Below are 15,211 nucleotides of genomic sequence, written 5' to 3'. Positions count from 1 at the left end.
GCTCGCGCGAGCACAGTCATGCCACGCACCGCCATTCCCGCCCTTGCCGTTGCGACGTCATCCGCAACGCGCCGAGTTATATTGCAGCAGTGAACAAGTGAGTGTTTGCGCGCCAGCTTCACCGGGGGCGTGCAGCGACCGGGCGGGCTCACGGCCCGGTCGGCCAACGATGAGATCACTTATTCGGTGGAGTGTGCGCCCTCGACAGTCGGAAGCCTGTTGCGTGAGTTCAGGTTCGGCCACGCCCGTCAACTGGAACCCATGCTGCGCGACCACCTGGTTGCTGGCCGGCGACGATACGCGGGCGTTCGGCGGCGACGTCGACTCACGACTGCGCCCGGTTGACGGCCACACCAGGATCGGGCGAACAGAACCTCCGGAGAGGGCGATCACGGTCGACATCGAACGCGCGGCGCTGGTGGTCGCCGGCAAACGCGCTGTCTGCACGATCGGGTCACCGGCCAGATGGGTGGATCGAGGGCCTACATCACCCGAACGTCGTGAGCTTCGTGCTCGGACTGCTCGGGCTGTTCGATCACGTGATGGACCTGCTGCACCTGCGGCTCGAGTACCTGCTGCACCTGCGGCGCCCTGATCGGCGCCGGCTGCTCGACGCCGCCCGAGCGCTGCAGCAGCCGGACGAAGTCCGCGATGCTGAGGGTTTCACCGCGCCGTGACGGGTCGATGCTCGCCGCGAGGAGACGGCTCGCCGACTCGTTGCCCGAGCCCGCCCACTCGGCGAAGGCATTGCGCGACGTCTTGCGGCGCTGCGCGAAACCGATGTCGATGAGGTTGAAGACCTGCTCCCGGAAATCCGAGTCGGTGGGCCACGATGAAACCTCGTAGCGGTCGAGACGGACCAGACCCGAGTACACCCGCGGGATGGGCCAGAATACCGTCGGCGAGACCATGCCGTAACGGCGGACATTGCCGAAGAACCTGATCTTCGCGCTGGGCACGCCGTAGTCCTTGCCGCCGGGTTCGGCCGCCAGACGCTCGGCGACCTCGGCCTGCACCATGACCATGACGGTCCGGATGGTGGGGAACTCGGCAAGCAGGTGCAGCAGCGCCGGGACGGCGACGTTGTATGGCAGATTCGCCACCAGCGCCGTCGGCTGCTCGATCAAGTCCGATTGCTTGAGAGTCACGATGTCCTGGTTGAGCACCGTCAAGCGGTTGATCTCGCTGTGGGAATGCTCCGCGATGGTCTTGGGCAGCTGCCGCGCCAGCACCGGATCGATCTCCACAGCGGTGACCCGCGCGCCCCGGTCCAGCAGCGCCAACGTCAGCGATCCCAGGCCCGGACCGACCTCCAGGACGCTGTCATGGCGGTGCACGCCGGACGCAGATACGATGCGACGGACGGTGTTGGCGTCGTGGACGAAGTTCTGGCCGAACGACTTGCGTGGCCGGAAATCAATCTCTTTCGCCAGGTGTCGAATCTCGGTTCGCCCGAGTAGTCGGATTGTCAGGACGTCCCCACTCTCCCGCTACACACGGGCCACGCACCCCAACCTTGACGCGCCCGAGTGACCTCAGCAATCGCGATCTGCTCTTCTCTCGTTGCCAGATCCGCCCTCGCAGCATACCTCAGACCACCGTTCCGCTCCCAGGTATTTTGATCAAATTGCACTCCGCCGTAGAAACCGTTGCCCGAATTGATGGCCCAGTTACCCGTCGATTCGCAATGTGCTAGCGCATCCCATTGGGCTCCATTGCTGACCGGCGGCACCTCGGTCCCCGGCTTTGCACCTACCCGGAGCACGGCGTCGCGGGCCGGCGTGATAATGACATTGGCTACTGGCAGCCTGCCGGTCTCGACCCCATTTACCTTAGCGACAGCAAATGTAACGTCCTGAACACCGGGACCTCCGGGATCGTCGACGACCTGACGGCTCATGTTCATGGTCGGGTCGTCGATGCGCTTGTTGGCCGGCAGCAGCGGAATGCGCTGCTCAAGCTTCTCCAGGCGGATACGGGTCACCTGGATCTGCATACCGTCGGTCACCGGCGAGGACGCCGCGGGAACCACGGTGTCGCGCTGCTCGAGCGGGACGCCGGCGGCCTGCAGCAGACCGGCGACATTCGGGGCGGCCAACCGCACTGTGCGGACCACTCCGGCGTCGTCGAGCTGCACGGTCTTGGCGCTGACCACGGGTAATGACATCCCGGATAGCGGGACGCGGCTCCCGCGAGACGCCGCGGCGGGAGCCTTGTCGGTCATCTGCAGCTGGGCCAGTGCCTCCTGGACGGTCGCTGCGGTCGTCCACACCTGGCGGCTTCGCTCGCCGTCCAGCGAAATCTGCAGCGGCCGGCTGCGACGCAGCACGATCGTCTCGGCCTGATGCACGGGCTGGTCGGCCGCGGGGTACAGATCATCGCGTTGGTCGACGTCGAACCCGTTCTCTTTGACGACATCGATGACCCGGGACTTCATGGTGGCGACCGTCATCTGCGCGCCGTCCACGGTCAGCGTGACCGTCTTGCGGGCGGCGACAGCAAAGCCGCCAGCAAAGGTGAGTGCGAGCAGTAACGCACCGACGAGAAGACGCAGCGCTGGCGAGCGCTCTTGGTGGAGCTTGTGCAAAGTATTCAAAACGTGTTTTATCCCGACTATCGGACGGTTGACGGACGAGCCGCTTCCCCCCGTTCGATCACGACACGGTAACGAACAAGCCTAGGGGCGGCAACTCGCCAGCCCATAGGCGTGTCGGGCCGTCGAAGTGGTTTCCCGCGCAATCACTTCTGCGGGACGGTCGACGACTTCGGCAAGCGCTCGCACGGTGTACGGAAGGCAATACGGCTCGTTCGGGGCGCCACGATACGGGTGCGGGGTCAAAAACGGCGCATCGGTCTCCACGAGCAGTTGGTTGGGCGGGATCAACGGTGCGGCCTCACGCAGGGCGCGGGCGTTGCGGAAGCTGACGGTGCCGGACAGGCTCAGCAACCAGCCGGCGTCGATACACGTCCGTGCCATCGCGACGTCCGACGAGAAGCAGTGGAAGATGACCGTCTCGGGTGCACCCTCCACACGAAGCACGTCGAGCACCTCCGCATCGGCGTCACGGTTGTGGATCATCAACGGCTTGCGGGTTCGCTTCGCCAGATCGATGTGCCAGGCGAAGGCGTCGCGTTGGTCGGCAGCCGCGGCGCAGCCTTCGAGCCGGCCCGGCCAGTACATGTCCATGCCGGTCTCGCCGATCGCCACCACCCGGGGGTGCCCAGCCAACCGCTCGATCTCGGCCTTGGCCTCCTCGGTCAGCGCGTTGGCCCGCGTCGGGTGCAGCGCGACGGCGGCGTAGACCCGGTCATCCCAGCCGGCCGCCTCCGTCACCCAGCGCGCCGACGCAAGATCGTCGGCGATGGTGACGACGGCCCCGACCCCGACCGCCGCGGCACGGTCCACGATCGCCCGCACGCCGGCGGCGTCGGAGGCTCCGCACGCATCGAGATGGGTATGGGCGTCGATCAACGGGACCAGTGGCTCCGGTGGCGGCGGCGCGGGTCGCCGGGCGGAGGGCGGGGACGCTTCGGCACTCACCCGCCACACAATAAGGTGAGACCAAATGAGCGAGCCGTATTACATAACGACAGCCATCGCCTATCCCAACGGCGACCCCCACGTCGGACACGCCTACGAATACATCGCCACCGACGCGATCGCGCGGTTCAAACGGCTCGACGGCTTCGACGTCCGATACCTCACCGGCACCGACGTCCACGGCCAGAAGATGGCGGAGACCGCCGCGGCTGAGGGCATCCCGACCGCCGAGTTGGCGCAGCGCAACTCCGACGTCTTCGAGCGGATGCAGGAGAGGCTCAACATCTCCTTCGACCGCTTCATCCGCACCACGGACGAGGACCACATCGACGCCTCCATCGACATCTGGAACCGGATGAACGAGGCTGGCGACATTTACCTCGGCAATTACTCCGGCTGGTACTCGGTACGCGACGAACGCTTCTTCACCGAGGGCGAGACGAGCGTCGGCCCCGACGGCGCCCGGCTGGCCACCGAGACCGGCGCACCATTGACGTGGATGGAGGAGGAGACCTACTTCTTCAAACTGTCGGCCTACGCCGACCGGCTGCTCGCGCACTACCAGGCTCATCCGGAGTTCATCGAGCCCGACGTGCGGCGCAACGAAGTGGTCAGTTTCGTCTCCGGCGGGCTGCGCGATTTCTCGATCTCGCGCACCACATTCGACTGGGGTGTGCCGGTGCCCGACCACCCCGACCACGTCATGTACGTGTGGGTTGACGCGCTGACCAACTACCTCACCGGTGTCGGCTTCCCCGACACCGACTCGGAGCTGTTCCGCCGGTTCTGGCCGGCCGATCTGCACATGATCGGCAAGGACATCATCCGGTTCCACACCGTCTACTGGCCCGCGTTCTTGATGTCGGCGGGAATCGAGTTGCCGCGCAAAGTCTTTGTGCACGGGTTCCTGCTCAATCGGGGCGAGAAGATGAGCAAGTCGGTGGGCAACGTCGTCGACCCGATGAACCTCGTCGACACCTTCGGCGTGGACCAGGTGCGCTACTTCTTCCTGCGCGAGGTGCCGTTCGGGCAGGACGGGAGCTACAGCGAGGACGCGATCATCGGCCGCATCAACGCCGACCTGGCCAACGAGCTGGGCAACCTGGCGCAGCGGTCGTTGTCGATGGTCGCCAAGAACCTGGACGGCGTCGCCCCGGAACCCGGCGAATTCAGCGGCGACGATCTCGACCTGCTGGCGGCCGCCGACGGGCTGCTGGAGCGGGTGCGGACCCACTACGACGCCACGGCCATGCATCTGGCGCTCGAGGCGATCTGGTCGGTGCTGGCGGCGGCGAACAAGTACTTCTCCGCGCAGGAGCCGTGGGTGCTGCGCAAGAGCGATCCCGACCGGTTCAGGACGGTGCTCTACACGACGCTGGAGACGGTGCGGATTGCGGCGCTGCTGAGCCAGCCGGTGATGCCCGAGTCCATGGCCAAGCTGCTCGAGCTGCTCGGCCAGCCCGCGGACCAGTGCTCGTTCCTGGCGATCGGCACCCGGCTGGCGCCGGGGACCGCGCTGCCGGCCCCGGTCGGGGTGTTTCCGCGCTACCAGGTGCAGTGATATAGGGCACATCCGGACGTGGATCGTCACACTCCGGAGGTGCGCGGTGTCTGGGGGGCAGACCGGCTCACAGGACGAGCCGAATGTCCCGAGGAGACAGAAGTGACGAAACTGAACACCCGCGTCGTCGTGCTCGGCGGCGGATACTCCGGCGTGATGGCCGCCAACCGACTGACCCGGCGCGACGATTTGGACGTCACGCTGGTCAATGCCCGGCCGGCGTTCGTCGAGCGGATCCGGCTGCACCAACTCGTCACCGGAAGCGACGACGCGCTGGCGGACTACTCGGCCGTGCTGGGTGACGAAGTGCGCCTGGTGGTGGGCGAAGCCGCCCATATCGACGCGGCCGCCCGGCGCGTCGAGCTGGCCTCGGGTCAGTCGCTTGGTTACGACTACCTGATCTACACCGTCGGCAGCACCGGCGCCGTCCCGGCCGCTATCCCGGGTGGCGCCGAGTTCGCCTACCCGATAAGCGAACTCGAGCAGGCGCAGCGGTTGGCCCACCGGCTGGGGGATGTGTCGGCGTCGGCTCCGATGGTGGTGGTTGGCGGCGGGCTCACCGGAATCGAGACGGCGGCCGAGTTGGCCGAGGCGGGACGTCCGGTCACGATGGTCACCAACGTGTTGGGACCGTCACTCGGGCGGGCTGGGCGTCGTTCGGTCGCCAAGCGGCTGGCCAAGTTGGGCGTCGCGGTCATCGAGGGCGCCATCGTCTCGCGCGTGGCCGCCGACCGGGTGGCACTCGGCGACGGGCGTGAGCTGCCCAGCGCCGTGACGGTGTGGACGGCGGGCTTCGGTGTTCCCGGGCTCGCCGCGGCCAGCGGGCTGACCACCGACACCATGGGCCGGTTGCTCACCGACGAGACGCTGACCAGTGTCGACGATCCGCGCATCATCGCCGCCGGCGACGCGGCGGCACCGTCGGGTCTGCCGTTCCGGATGAGCTGCCAGGCCGCGCTGCCGCTCGGCGCACAGGCCGCGAACACGGTGCTGTCGCGCCTCGCGGGCAGCGATCCTCGGGGCGTGAACCAGGCGATGTTTGCGCAGTGCATCAGCCTCGGCCGTGGTGCCGGCACCGTGCAGCTCGGCCACACCGACGACTCTCCGACACGTTTCTACGCCGGCGGACGCACCGGTGCGCTCATCAAGGAGCAGGTGTGTAGGCAGACGTTGAGGTGGATGCGCGGCGAGGCGGCCAAGCCGGGCTCGTACACGTGGGTCAAAGGCCCCGACCGTCACGAGCAGTTGGCGACGGCGGAGGTCGCCATCCCATGACCACCACGCCGGGTGACGAGCACGCCGAAAGGTTCGTCCTGCTGCGGCCGTTGCTGTTCACGATTGCCTACGAGATCCTAGGCAGCGCAACGGAATCCGATGATGTGCTGCAGGAGAGCTACCTGCGATGGGCCAACGTCGACCTCACGACGGTGCAGGACACCAAGGCGTACCTGGCTCGGCTCGTCACCCGGCAGTCGCTCAACGCGCTGAGGGCTCAGTCCCGACGCCGCGAGGACTACATCGGACCCTGGCTGCCCGAACCGCTGCTGCTCGACGCGAAGGACGCCTCGACCGATGTGGTGCTCGCCGAGTCGGTGTCGATGGCAATGCTCGTCGTGCTGGAGACATTGAGCCCCGACGAGCGCGCGGTTTTCGTGCTGCGCGAGGTGTTCGGCTTCAGCCACGACGAGATCGCTTCGACGATCGGCAAGTCCGCCGCCGCGGTGCGTCAGATGGCGCACCGCGCGCGGGACCATGTCCAGTCCCGCCGCAAGCGATTCGACCCTGTCGATCCCAAGCTTTCGTCGGAGATCACCGCGCGGTTCTTCGCGGCCGCATCGACCGGAGACGTCGACGGGCTGTTGGCGATGCTCACCGACGATGTCGTGTGGACCGCCGACAGCGACGGAAAAGTCACCGCCGCCCGCAAGCCGGTACGCGGTGCCGAGCGGGTCGCCAGGGTGATCATCGGCCTGGTCCGCGTGGCCGGCGAAGCCGGGCGCATCGAGCCGGCCATGTACAACAACTCGCCCGCCTTCAAGCTGTACCTGGGCGACAACTTCGAAGGCGTGATCATGATCGAGCTCACCGAGGGACGGATCAGCCATTTCTACGTGATGCGCAATCCGGACAAGCTGGTCGGCGTCGACCGTCGACGACAGATCAGCCGGTAGTGACCCACATCACGTTCTGTCACATATACGCCGCCGGTGGTGTCTTGAGGGCATGACTGATCACAACGCAACAAACGATTCGCGGCTCGCCGCGGCTACGAAAGTCGTCGTCATCGGCGGCGGCTACTCCGGCACCATTGCGGCCAACCATCTGCGGGCGCGCGCCGACACCGACGTCACGCTGGTCAACCCCCGCCCGAAGTTCGTCGAACGGATCAGGCTGCACCAGTTGGTGGCGGGCACCGGCACCGTCACCGTCGACTACGGCACACTGCTCGGCGAGGGCGTGCACCTCGTCGTCGACAGCGCGACGCGGATCGACACGGCAGCGCGCACCGTGGCGCTGGCGTCGGGCCGCGAGCTGGATTACGACTACGTAATCTACGCGGTCGGCAGCACCGGCGCCGTGCCGGCATCGGTGCCCGGCGCGACCGAATTCGCCTATCCGATCGCCGAATTCGAGCTTGCGCAGCGGCTGCGCAACGCCATCGACGAGCTTGCCCCCGGCGCCCCGATCACCGTCGTCGGCGCGGGCCTGACGGGCACCGAGACCGCAGCCGAGCTGGCCGAACAGGGCCATGCCGTCACGCTGGTCTGCGGCGGCCGGGTGGTCCCCACGCTGTCGGAGCCCGGACGGCGGTCGGTCCGCAAGTGGCTGTGCAGACTCGGCGTCACGGTACTCGAGAGCGACGTGGTGACCGAGGTCCGCGCCGATGCCGTGGTCTTCGCTGACGGCGCGGTGCGACCGAGCGCGCTGACCGTCTGGACCGCGGGCTTCGGTGTGCCGGAACTGGCTGCGGCCAGCGGGCTGCGCACCGACGCGCTGGGCCGGCTGCTCACCGACGAGACGCTGACCAGCGTCGACGATCAGCGCATCGTCGCGACCGGTGATGCCGCGTCACCGTCGGACCAGCCGGTTCGGATGAGCTGCCAGTCCGCGTCGCAGCTTGCCCCACAGGCGGCCAACACCGTGCTGAGCCGCATCGCCGGCACGGAGCCGGCTCGCATCGACGTGGGCTTCCTCGGTTCCTGCGTCAGCCTCGGCCGGCACGCCGCCGTCATCCAGCCCGCCCGCAGGAACGACACGGCGGTGAACGCCTTCGTCGGCGGACGTGTGGTCGCCTGGGCCAAGGAGGCGGTCTGCAAGGGCACCGTGTGGAGCATCCGCCGCGAGGCCCGCAAGCCCGGATCGGCGTTCTGGTTGAAGAGTGGCGAGCGTCCCACCCGGTGGGCCCCGACGCCGCAGGCGGTCGCGAAACCGTGACCATCTCGTCCAGCGAGCACGCCGAGCGGTTCACCCATCTGCGGCCGCTGCTGTTCACGATCGTCTACGAAATACTCGGTTCGGCAACGGAATCCGACGATGTGCTGCAGGACAGCTATCTGCGGTGGTCCGATGTGGACCTTGCGACCGTGCGGGACACCAAGTCGTATCTGGCGCAACTGGTGACGCGGCAGGCGCTCAACGCGCTGCGGGACAGCGCCCGCCGCCGTGAGGACTACATCGGGCCGTGGCTGCCCGAACCGCTGTTGCTCGACGACCGTGACGCCTCGGCCGACGTGGTGCTGGCCGAATCGGTGTCGATGGGCATGCTGGTATTGCTCGAGACGCTCAGCCCGGACGAGCGGGCCGTGTTCGTGCTCCGCGAGGTGTTCGACTTCGACTATGACGAGATCGCCGCAGCGGTGGGCAAAGAGCCCGCGACGGTGCGCAAGGTGGCCCATCGCGCTCGCGAGCATGTGCAGGCGCGACGTCGGCGGTTCGCGCCCGCCGACTCGGCGCGGACTACGCAGATCACCGAACAGTTCATGACCGCGGCCACGACCGGCGACATGGACGGCCTGCTCGCGATCCTCGCGCCGAACGCCACCTGGACCGCCGATCACGGCGGAAAGGCGACGGCGACCCAGCGGCCGGTGGTCGGGGCCAGGAAGGTGGCGGCCGTGATGGGCGCCCTGTTCCGCGCGGCACGCCGCATGCCGGAGATCCGGTTCGAGTCGGTGATCTGCAACAGCGCTCCGGCCGTCGTGGTCTACCGCGGGGATCATCTGGAAGGGGTGTTCCTGCTCGAGATCATCGACGGCAAGATCACCAACTTCTACGCCATGCGGAACCCGGAGAAGCTGGCCTCCATCCTGGTCCCGCGGGTGATCAGCCGGTGAGGTTCTGTCACGCTTGACCGGTGCGAATCGAGCGCCTCGGCGACCTGGGCACCGCTCCGGCGGTGCTGCGGGCCGTCGCCGCCGGCGCCGCCGGTGCCGGGCTGCCGCCGACCGCCGCACTGATCGGCGACTGGTTCGGCTCGGGCGCCGTCATCGTGCCGTCGCTGGCGGTGGCGGCGGTGGACGCAGGCGAGGTTTTCGACGTGCCGCCGGGCGCGGGAGGCGACGCCGTCGGCGGGGGGTGGTTCGGCTATCTGTCCTACCCGGATGCGGGCGCCGACGGGTTGGGCCCGCGGGTTCCGGAGGCGGCGGGCGGATGGGCGGATTGTGTGCTCCGCCAGGATCGTGATGGTCACTGGTGGTACGAAAGCCTCTCGGGGGCAACAATTTCGCCCTGGATAATCGATGGACTGCGAAACCCCTTGGCGCCGGGCAACTTCCACATCCCGTGGCGCGGAGCCGATCGTGAGGCGCATCACCGCGGGGTGCGTGACTGCCTGGAGGCGATCACCGCGGGCGAGGTGTACCAGGCCTGTGTCTGCACCCAGTTCGCGGGCCGGCTCGACGGCGAACCGATCGACTTCTTCGTCGACGCCGTCGCGCGGACATCCCCCGCCCGTGCCGCATACCTGGCGGGCGAGTGGGGCGCCGTCGCGTCGCTGTCGCCCGAGCTTTTCCTGCGGCGGCGAGGCGACGCGGTGACGTCGTGCCCGATCAAGGGCACGCTGCCCCGGCACGCGGACCCGTCGGAACTGCTGGCCTCGGTCAAGGACGTCGCCGAGAACATCATGATCGTGGACCTGGTGCGAAACGATTTGGGCCGGGTCGCGTTGACCGGGTCGGTGACGGTGCCCGAGTTGCTCGTCGTGCAGCCGGCACCCGGGGTGTGGCACCTGGTATCGACGGTGTGCGCGCGTGTCGGCGCCGACGTGCCGATGCGGACGGTGCTCGACGCGACGTTCCCGCCGGCATCGGTGACGGGTACTCCGAAGGGCCGCGCCCGTGAGCTCCTGGTGGGATGGGAGCCGCGACGTCGCGGGGTCTATTGCGGCACTATCGGTTTGGCATCGCCCATCGCGGGCTGCGAGCTCAATGTGGCGATCCGGACGGTGGAGTTCGGCGCCGATGGGTCGGCGGTTCTCGGGGTCGGCGGCGGGATCACGGCCGACTCCGATGTGGACCGGGAGTGGGACGAGTGCCTGCACAAGGCCGCACCGCTCGTCAGGACGATCGCGACCGACAGCGCTCGACCAGTATCTCGGCCAGCCGTTCCGGCTCGCTGACCATCAGCCCGTGGCAGGTGTCCAGCTCGATCACGTCATCGACTCCCCCGATCGCCTCCATGCTCGCACGCTGCTCTGCCGGTGGATGGGTGCGGTCGCGTTTCGTCAGAATCCAGGTGCGCGGCACATTTTCGGGCATCGCGCCTCGGGACACCGTCTCCAGCGGGATCTGCGCGGACTCCGGATACAACCGTCCCGCCATGAACCGTCGGCGGTCACGCCCAACGCCGTTGAGGAACATGAATCTGGCCGCCACTCGGGGAAACTCATATGGCGCACCCTTTCTGGCGTTGCGTCGAGCGACGAATGCCGCCGGTCGGGACACCACATCCACCATCGCGGCGCGCTCGGGCGGCACGCAGGCCCCGGCCAGGATCAGCTCACGGACCCGCGGCGCGCCCAGCTTCGTCACCACGCCCGGAGCAATCAATCCCGCCATCGAATGGCCGACGATGACCACGTCCCCGAGTCCGGTGTCCTCGATGTCGGCGACCACCGATTCGATCCAGGCGGCGATGCGGGCGGCGCGGAGATCACCGGGCTTTCCCCGCCGGCCCGGCAGATCGACCGCGAGCACCCGCAGCTCGGGTTCCAGTCGACGGATCTCGTCCACCGTCAGGTCCCAGCAGTCGCCCGCGTGCGCGCCGCCGTGGATGAGGACGAGAGCGGGCAATGTCATGACTCCTCCAACGCCGCCCATCGCCTCGATGCGTCTGTGCGGTCAGTCTCGCGAGCGCAGCACCGCATCGTAGAGCTCGCGTCGTGACGGAGAGCCGGGATTCTCCGCGACCACCTGTGCGCAGGCGTCCTTCACGCGCGCCCCGGCAACGACGAGTTCGTTCACCTCGGCCACGAGGGTCTCCAAGTCCGCCTGCGGCGTCGCGCCGGCGACCACGACCGTGATCTCACCCAGCACGCCGTCGGTCGCCCATTCCGCGAGTTCGGCGAGCGTGCCGCGGACGATCTCCTCATGGGTCTTGGTCAGCTCCCGGCAGACGGCCGCGCGCCGGTCCGGCCCCAGCATCTGCACCGCGTCGCGCAGGCAGTCGGACAGCCTGCGGGGTGATTCGAAAAACACGGCCGTGCGGGTCTCGCCGGCCAGGGCCTGCAGCCACGTCAGCCGGGCCGAGTGCTTGCGCGGCGCGAAACCCTCGAAACAGAACCGCTCCGACGGCAGCCCGGACACCGCCAGCGCTGTCGTCACCGCGGACGGCCCCGGCAGGCAGCTGACCGGCGCCCCAGCCTCGATGCATGCCGACACGAGCCGATACCCGGGGTCATTGATCAGCGGCATGCCGGCGTCGCTGACCAGCAGCACCGTGGCCCCGCCTTCGATGTCGCCGACCAACGCGGATACGCGTGACGCCTCGTTCTGGTCGAACAGGCTGACCACCCTGCCTGCCAGTCTCACCTCGAGCGCCTGGGCCAGGATGCGGATCCGCCGGGTGTCCTCGGCGGCGATGACATCGGCGCTGCCCAGCGCCCTCACGAGTCGAGACGAGGCGTCCGACGGCTGACCCAGCGGCGTGGCTCCGATCAGCAGTCGGCCGGTGCTCATTCGCAACAGCCTACGATCGCTCTCGTGACCGCCCCGGCCGAAGCAGTCGTTGCCAGGGAGCGCGCGGTTCCCGTGATCAGCCCCGCGCCCCTGGTACCCGTTGCCGACTTCGGGCCGGTGGATCGGCTGCAAGGCTGGGCCATGACCGCCGTCATCACGGCTCTGGCGGCGATTTCGCGTTTCCTGAACCTGGGTTCCCCGACCGATGCGGGCACCCCGATCTTCGATGAGAAGCACTACGCGCCGCAGGCCTGGCAGGTGCTGCACAACCACGGCGTCGAGGACAACCCCGGTTACGGCCTGGTGGTGCACCCGCCGGTCGGTAAGCAACTCATCGCGCTCGGCGAGGCGATCTTCGGCTACAACGGACTGGGCTGGCGCTTTGCCGGCGCGGTGTGCGGCGTCATCATGGTGGCGCTCGTCGTGCGGATCGGCCGACGCATCAGCCGGTCCACGATCGTCGGCGGAATCGCTGGCCTGCTGCTGATCTGTGACGGGGTCAGCTTCGTGGCGGCCCGTACGGCACTGCTGGACGGGTTCCTGACGCTGTTCGTGGTCGCGGCGTTCGGCTGCCTGATCGTCGATCGGGACGAGGTGCGCGAACGGATGCACATCGCGCTGCTGGAGGGCCGCATCGCGGAGACGCCGTGGGGTCCGCGGCTCGGTTTCCGGTGGTGGCGATTCGGCGCCGGCGTGCTGCTCGGGTTGGCATGCGCGACAAAGTGGTCCGGGCTGTACTTCATCGTGTTCTTCGGCCTGATGACGCTGGCGTTCGACATCGGCGCACGCAGGCAGTACCGGGTGCCGCGGCCGTGGCTGGGCGCGTTGCGCCGCGACGTCGCGCCCTCGTTCTACGCGCTGGTGATGATTCCGTTCGGCGTGTACCTGGCGTCGTATGCGCCGTGGTTCGCCTCGGAGACCGCGGTGAACCGCCACGAGGTCGGCCAGTCGATCGGGCCGCACAGCGCGCTGCCCATTCCCGACGGCCTGCGCTCGCTGTGGCATTTCACGTACGGGGCGTACCGCTTCCATTCAGGGCTGACCAACCACGCGGGCAATCACCACCCGTGGGAATCGAAGCCGTGGACGTGGCCGATGTCGCTGCGTCCAGTGCTGTACGCGATCGACAACCAGAATGTGGCGGGCTGCGGCGCGCAGTCCTGCGTCAAGGCCGTGATGCTCGTCGGGACGCCGGCGATGTGGTTCATCGCGGTGCCGGTGCTCGGCTGGGCGGTGTGGCGGGCCTTCGTCAAGCGGGACTGGCGCTACTCGGTAGTCCTGGTGGGCTACGGCGCGGGATTCCTGCCGTGGTTCGCCGACATCGACCGGCAGATGTACTTCTTCTATGCGGCGACGATGGCGCCGTTCCTGGTCCTGATGATCGCGATGATTCTCGGCGACATCCTCTACAAGCCCAACCAGAACTCGGAGCGACGAACGCTCGGCCTGCTGGTGGTGTGTTTCTATGTCGCCCTTGTGGTGACGAACTTCGCGTGGATGTACCCGATCCTGACGGGCATCCCGATCTCGCAGGCGACGTGGAACATGCAGATCTGGTTGCCGTCCTGGCGCTAGTTTCGCGCCGAAACAATATTCCCGGTCGCGATCCCGGCCTGTTGACAACCCTCTCTGAAGGCTCGCCGGCCGTCGGAGGTGCAGATCACCATCGGTGCCATGGACGATGTGTTCTTGGGCAGCGAAGCGCTGAGACGCGGTGAGATCACCCGCGGCGATCTGCGATGGAACTACCGAGCGATCTACCCCGATGTATACGAGCGCAAAACGGCCCAGCCGTCGTTGCACGCCAACACGGTCGGCGCATGGTTGTGGTCCAAACGCCGAGGTGTCATCACGGGACGAGCCGCCGCCGCCCTGCACGGCGCATTGTGGGTCAGCCGGTCCGCACCCGTCGAACTGCTGTGGCGGAACTGGAATCCACCTCGCGGCATCATTGCCCGTGACGAGCGCTTCACCTGCGACGACGTGGTCGAGATCGAGAACATGGCCGTTGCGACGATTCAGCGCACGGCGTTCGACCTCGGCCGCCATCTGGGTCGCGACGCAGCCGTCGTCCATCTCGACGCGCTGGCACGCGCGACGGGGCTGGCAGCCGAGCACGTCGTGCCGTTTGCCGACCGGAACAAGGGTGCACGTGGTGTGCGGCGACTTCGGACCGCGCTCGATCTGATGGACGCCGGAGCGCAGTCACCCAAGGAAACCTGGCTGCGGCTTCTGCTCATGGATGCCGGCTTTCCGCGGCCGAGAACCCAGATCCCCGTCCTCGACAACCACGGCGATCCCTTCGCCTACCTGGATATGGGATGGGACGAGGTCATGGTCGCCGTCGAATACGACGGCGATCAGCACCGGACCGACCGTGTTCGCTATGCATGGGACGTCAAGCGCCTCAGACGGATTCAAGATTCAGGGTGGCTGCACATCAAGGTGATATCCGAGGATCGCGGCTACGACATCATCGAACGGGTGGCACGCGCATGGCGGCTACGCGAAACAACAGCCAGGGCTGTGAAACGACCCGCGTGACGACCGGGAATGATGTTTCGGCGCCCGTGTTGGGCGGCACGCAACGAGTACGGGCGGCCGACGTGCTAGTCGGCCGCCCGTAATCACGTGCACTGCAACGAGTTAGACGACTACTGGCCGCCGCCACCTGGGCCGTCGCTGTCAGCGCCGCCGTCGGAGCCGCTGTCGCCCTTCCCGCCGCCGAGGCCGCCGGCACCTCCGGCACCTCCGGCGCCACCGGTCTTGGTGCCACCGGTGTCACGCCCGGAGGCGTTACCGCCGTCACCGCCGCCGCCGCCATTGCCCCCGATGACGCCGCCACGGCCGCCAGTGCCGCCACTGCCACCGGTGACGTCTCCGTGATCGGAGTATGAGCCGCCGCCATGACCGCCGCTACCGCCGGGACCCGCG

The 15,211-nt window shown here is 67.8% G+C and carries 13 protein-coding genes and 1 pseudogene; 9 read left to right on the top strand and 5 right to left on the bottom strand.

Annotation, left to right across the window (positions count from 1 at the left end):
- Positions 1 to 179 precede the first annotated feature (179 nt).
- Positions 180 to 364, top strand: a pseudogene (locus ACVWWN_RS13060) (IS1380 family transposase); the annotation flags it as partial.
- A 118-nt stretch (positions 365 to 482) separates the two neighbouring features.
- Here ACVWWN_RS13060 and rsmA read toward each other — a convergent pair.
- The 3 genes from rsmA to ACVWWN_RS13045 form a co-directional block, all read right to left on the bottom strand.
- Complete coding sequence (rsmA, locus tag ACVWWN_RS13055; protein WP_457149109.1) at positions 483 to 1,472, bottom strand: 16S rRNA (adenine(1518)-N(6)/adenine(1519)-N(6))-dimethyltransferase RsmA; 990 nt, start codon at positions 1,470 to 1,472, stop codon at positions 483 to 485.
- Positions 1,469 to 2,596, bottom strand: coding sequence for a transglycosylase family protein (locus ACVWWN_RS13050; protein ID WP_457144277.1), 1,128 nt, complete (start codon positions 2,594 to 2,596; stop codon positions 1,469 to 1,471). Before ACVWWN_RS13050 ends, rsmA begins: the two co-directional genes overlap by 4 nt.
- Before the next feature lie 81 nt (positions 2,597 to 2,677).
- Positions 2,678 to 3,550, bottom strand: coding sequence for a TatD family hydrolase (locus tag ACVWWN_RS13045; protein WP_457144276.1), 873 nt, complete (start codon positions 3,548 to 3,550; stop codon positions 2,678 to 2,680).
- A gap of 16 nt (positions 3,551 to 3,566) precedes the next feature.
- Here ACVWWN_RS13045 and metG point away from each other — a divergent pair, with 16 nt between their 5' ends.
- From metG to ACVWWN_RS13015, 6 genes are all read left to right on the top strand, one after another.
- Positions 3,567 to 5,102: a methionine--tRNA ligase gene (gene metG / locus ACVWWN_RS13040; protein WP_457144275.1), complete on the top strand. Its 1,536-nt coding sequence runs from the start codon at positions 3,567 to 3,569 to the stop codon at positions 5,100 to 5,102.
- Between the two features lie 102 nt (positions 5,103 to 5,204).
- A complete protein-coding gene (locus ACVWWN_RS13035) occupies positions 5,205 to 6,377 on the top strand; it encodes an NAD(P)/FAD-dependent oxidoreductase (RefSeq protein ID WP_457144274.1) in 1,173 nt (390 codons plus the stop codon).
- A complete protein-coding gene (locus ACVWWN_RS13030; RefSeq protein ID WP_457144273.1) occupies positions 6,374 to 7,273 on the top strand; it encodes an RNA polymerase sigma-70 factor in 900 nt (299 codons plus the stop codon). Before ACVWWN_RS13035 ends, ACVWWN_RS13030 begins: the two co-directional genes overlap by 4 nt.
- 52 nt (positions 7,274 to 7,325) lie before the next feature.
- Positions 7,326 to 8,537: an NAD(P)/FAD-dependent oxidoreductase gene (locus ACVWWN_RS13025; protein ID WP_457144272.1), complete on the top strand. Its 1,212-nt coding sequence runs from the start codon at positions 7,326 to 7,328 to the stop codon at positions 8,535 to 8,537.
- Positions 8,534 to 9,436 carry an RNA polymerase sigma factor SigJ gene (gene sigJ / locus ACVWWN_RS13020; RefSeq protein ID WP_457144271.1) on the top strand — a complete coding sequence of 301 codons (903 nt, stop codon included), beginning with the start codon at positions 8,534 to 8,536 and terminating at the stop codon, positions 9,434 to 9,436. Before ACVWWN_RS13025 ends, sigJ begins: the two co-directional genes overlap by 4 nt.
- Positions 9,437 to 9,456: 20 nt before the next feature.
- Positions 9,457 to 10,719, top strand: a complete 1,263-nt coding sequence (locus ACVWWN_RS13015) for an aminodeoxychorismate synthase component I (RefSeq protein ID WP_457144270.1) — start codon at positions 9,457 to 9,459, stop codon at positions 10,717 to 10,719.
- Here the strand turns inward: ACVWWN_RS13015 and ACVWWN_RS13010 are convergent.
- Together ACVWWN_RS13010 and rsmI are read right to left on the bottom strand one after the other, a co-directional pair.
- A complete protein-coding gene (locus ACVWWN_RS13010; protein ID WP_457144269.1) occupies positions 10,658 to 11,398 on the bottom strand; it encodes an alpha/beta fold hydrolase in 741 nt (246 codons plus the stop codon). The genes ACVWWN_RS13015 and ACVWWN_RS13010 overlap by 62 nt on opposite strands.
- A gap of 42 nt (positions 11,399 to 11,440) precedes the next feature.
- On the bottom strand, positions 11,441 to 12,277 hold the full coding sequence (gene rsmI, locus ACVWWN_RS13005; RefSeq protein ID WP_457144268.1) for a 16S rRNA (cytidine(1402)-2'-O)-methyltransferase: 837 nt from the start codon (positions 12,275 to 12,277) through the stop codon (positions 11,441 to 11,443).
- 24 nt (positions 12,278 to 12,301) lie between these two features.
- Between rsmI and ACVWWN_RS13000 the strand changes: the two genes are divergently transcribed.
- Positions 12,302 to 13,852, top strand: a complete 1,551-nt coding sequence (locus ACVWWN_RS13000; protein ID WP_457144267.1) for a dolichyl-phosphate-mannose--protein mannosyltransferase — start codon at positions 12,302 to 12,304, stop codon at positions 13,850 to 13,852.
- Between the two features lie 99 nt (positions 13,853 to 13,951).
- Complete coding sequence (locus tag ACVWWN_RS12995) at positions 13,952 to 14,821, top strand: hypothetical protein (protein WP_457144266.1); 870 nt, start codon at positions 13,952 to 13,954, stop codon at positions 14,819 to 14,821.
- Positions 14,822 to 15,211: the final 390 nt, after the last annotated feature.

Source organism: Mycobacterium sp. URHB0021 (assembly GCF_054057895.1).
Note: the sequence above shows the minus strand (reverse complement) of the source record. Positions and strands in the feature narration are given on the sequence as shown.

Excerpts from the sequence above, each read along its gene's own strand:
- metG (WP_457144275.1), top strand. The coding sequence starts at position 3,567 with ATGAGCGAGCCGTATTACATAACGACAGCCATCGCCTATCCCAACGGC.
- ACVWWN_RS13030 (WP_457144273.1), top strand. The coding sequence starts at position 6,374 with ATGACCACCACGCCGGGTGACGAGCACGCCGAAAGGTTCGTCCTGCTG.
- ACVWWN_RS13025 (WP_457144272.1), top strand. The coding sequence starts at position 7,326 with ATGACTGATCACAACGCAACAAACGATTCGCGGCTCGCCGCGGCTACG.
- ACVWWN_RS13010 (WP_457144269.1), bottom strand. The coding sequence starts at position 11,398 with ATGACATTGCCCGCTCTCGTCCTCATCCACGGCGGCGCGCACGCGGGC.
- rsmI (WP_457144268.1), bottom strand. The coding sequence starts at position 12,277 with ATGAGCACCGGCCGACTGCTGATCGGAGCCACGCCGCTGGGTCAGCCG.
- ACVWWN_RS12995 (WP_457144266.1), top strand. The coding sequence starts at position 13,952 with ATGGACGATGTGTTCTTGGGCAGCGAAGCGCTGAGACGCGGTGAGATC.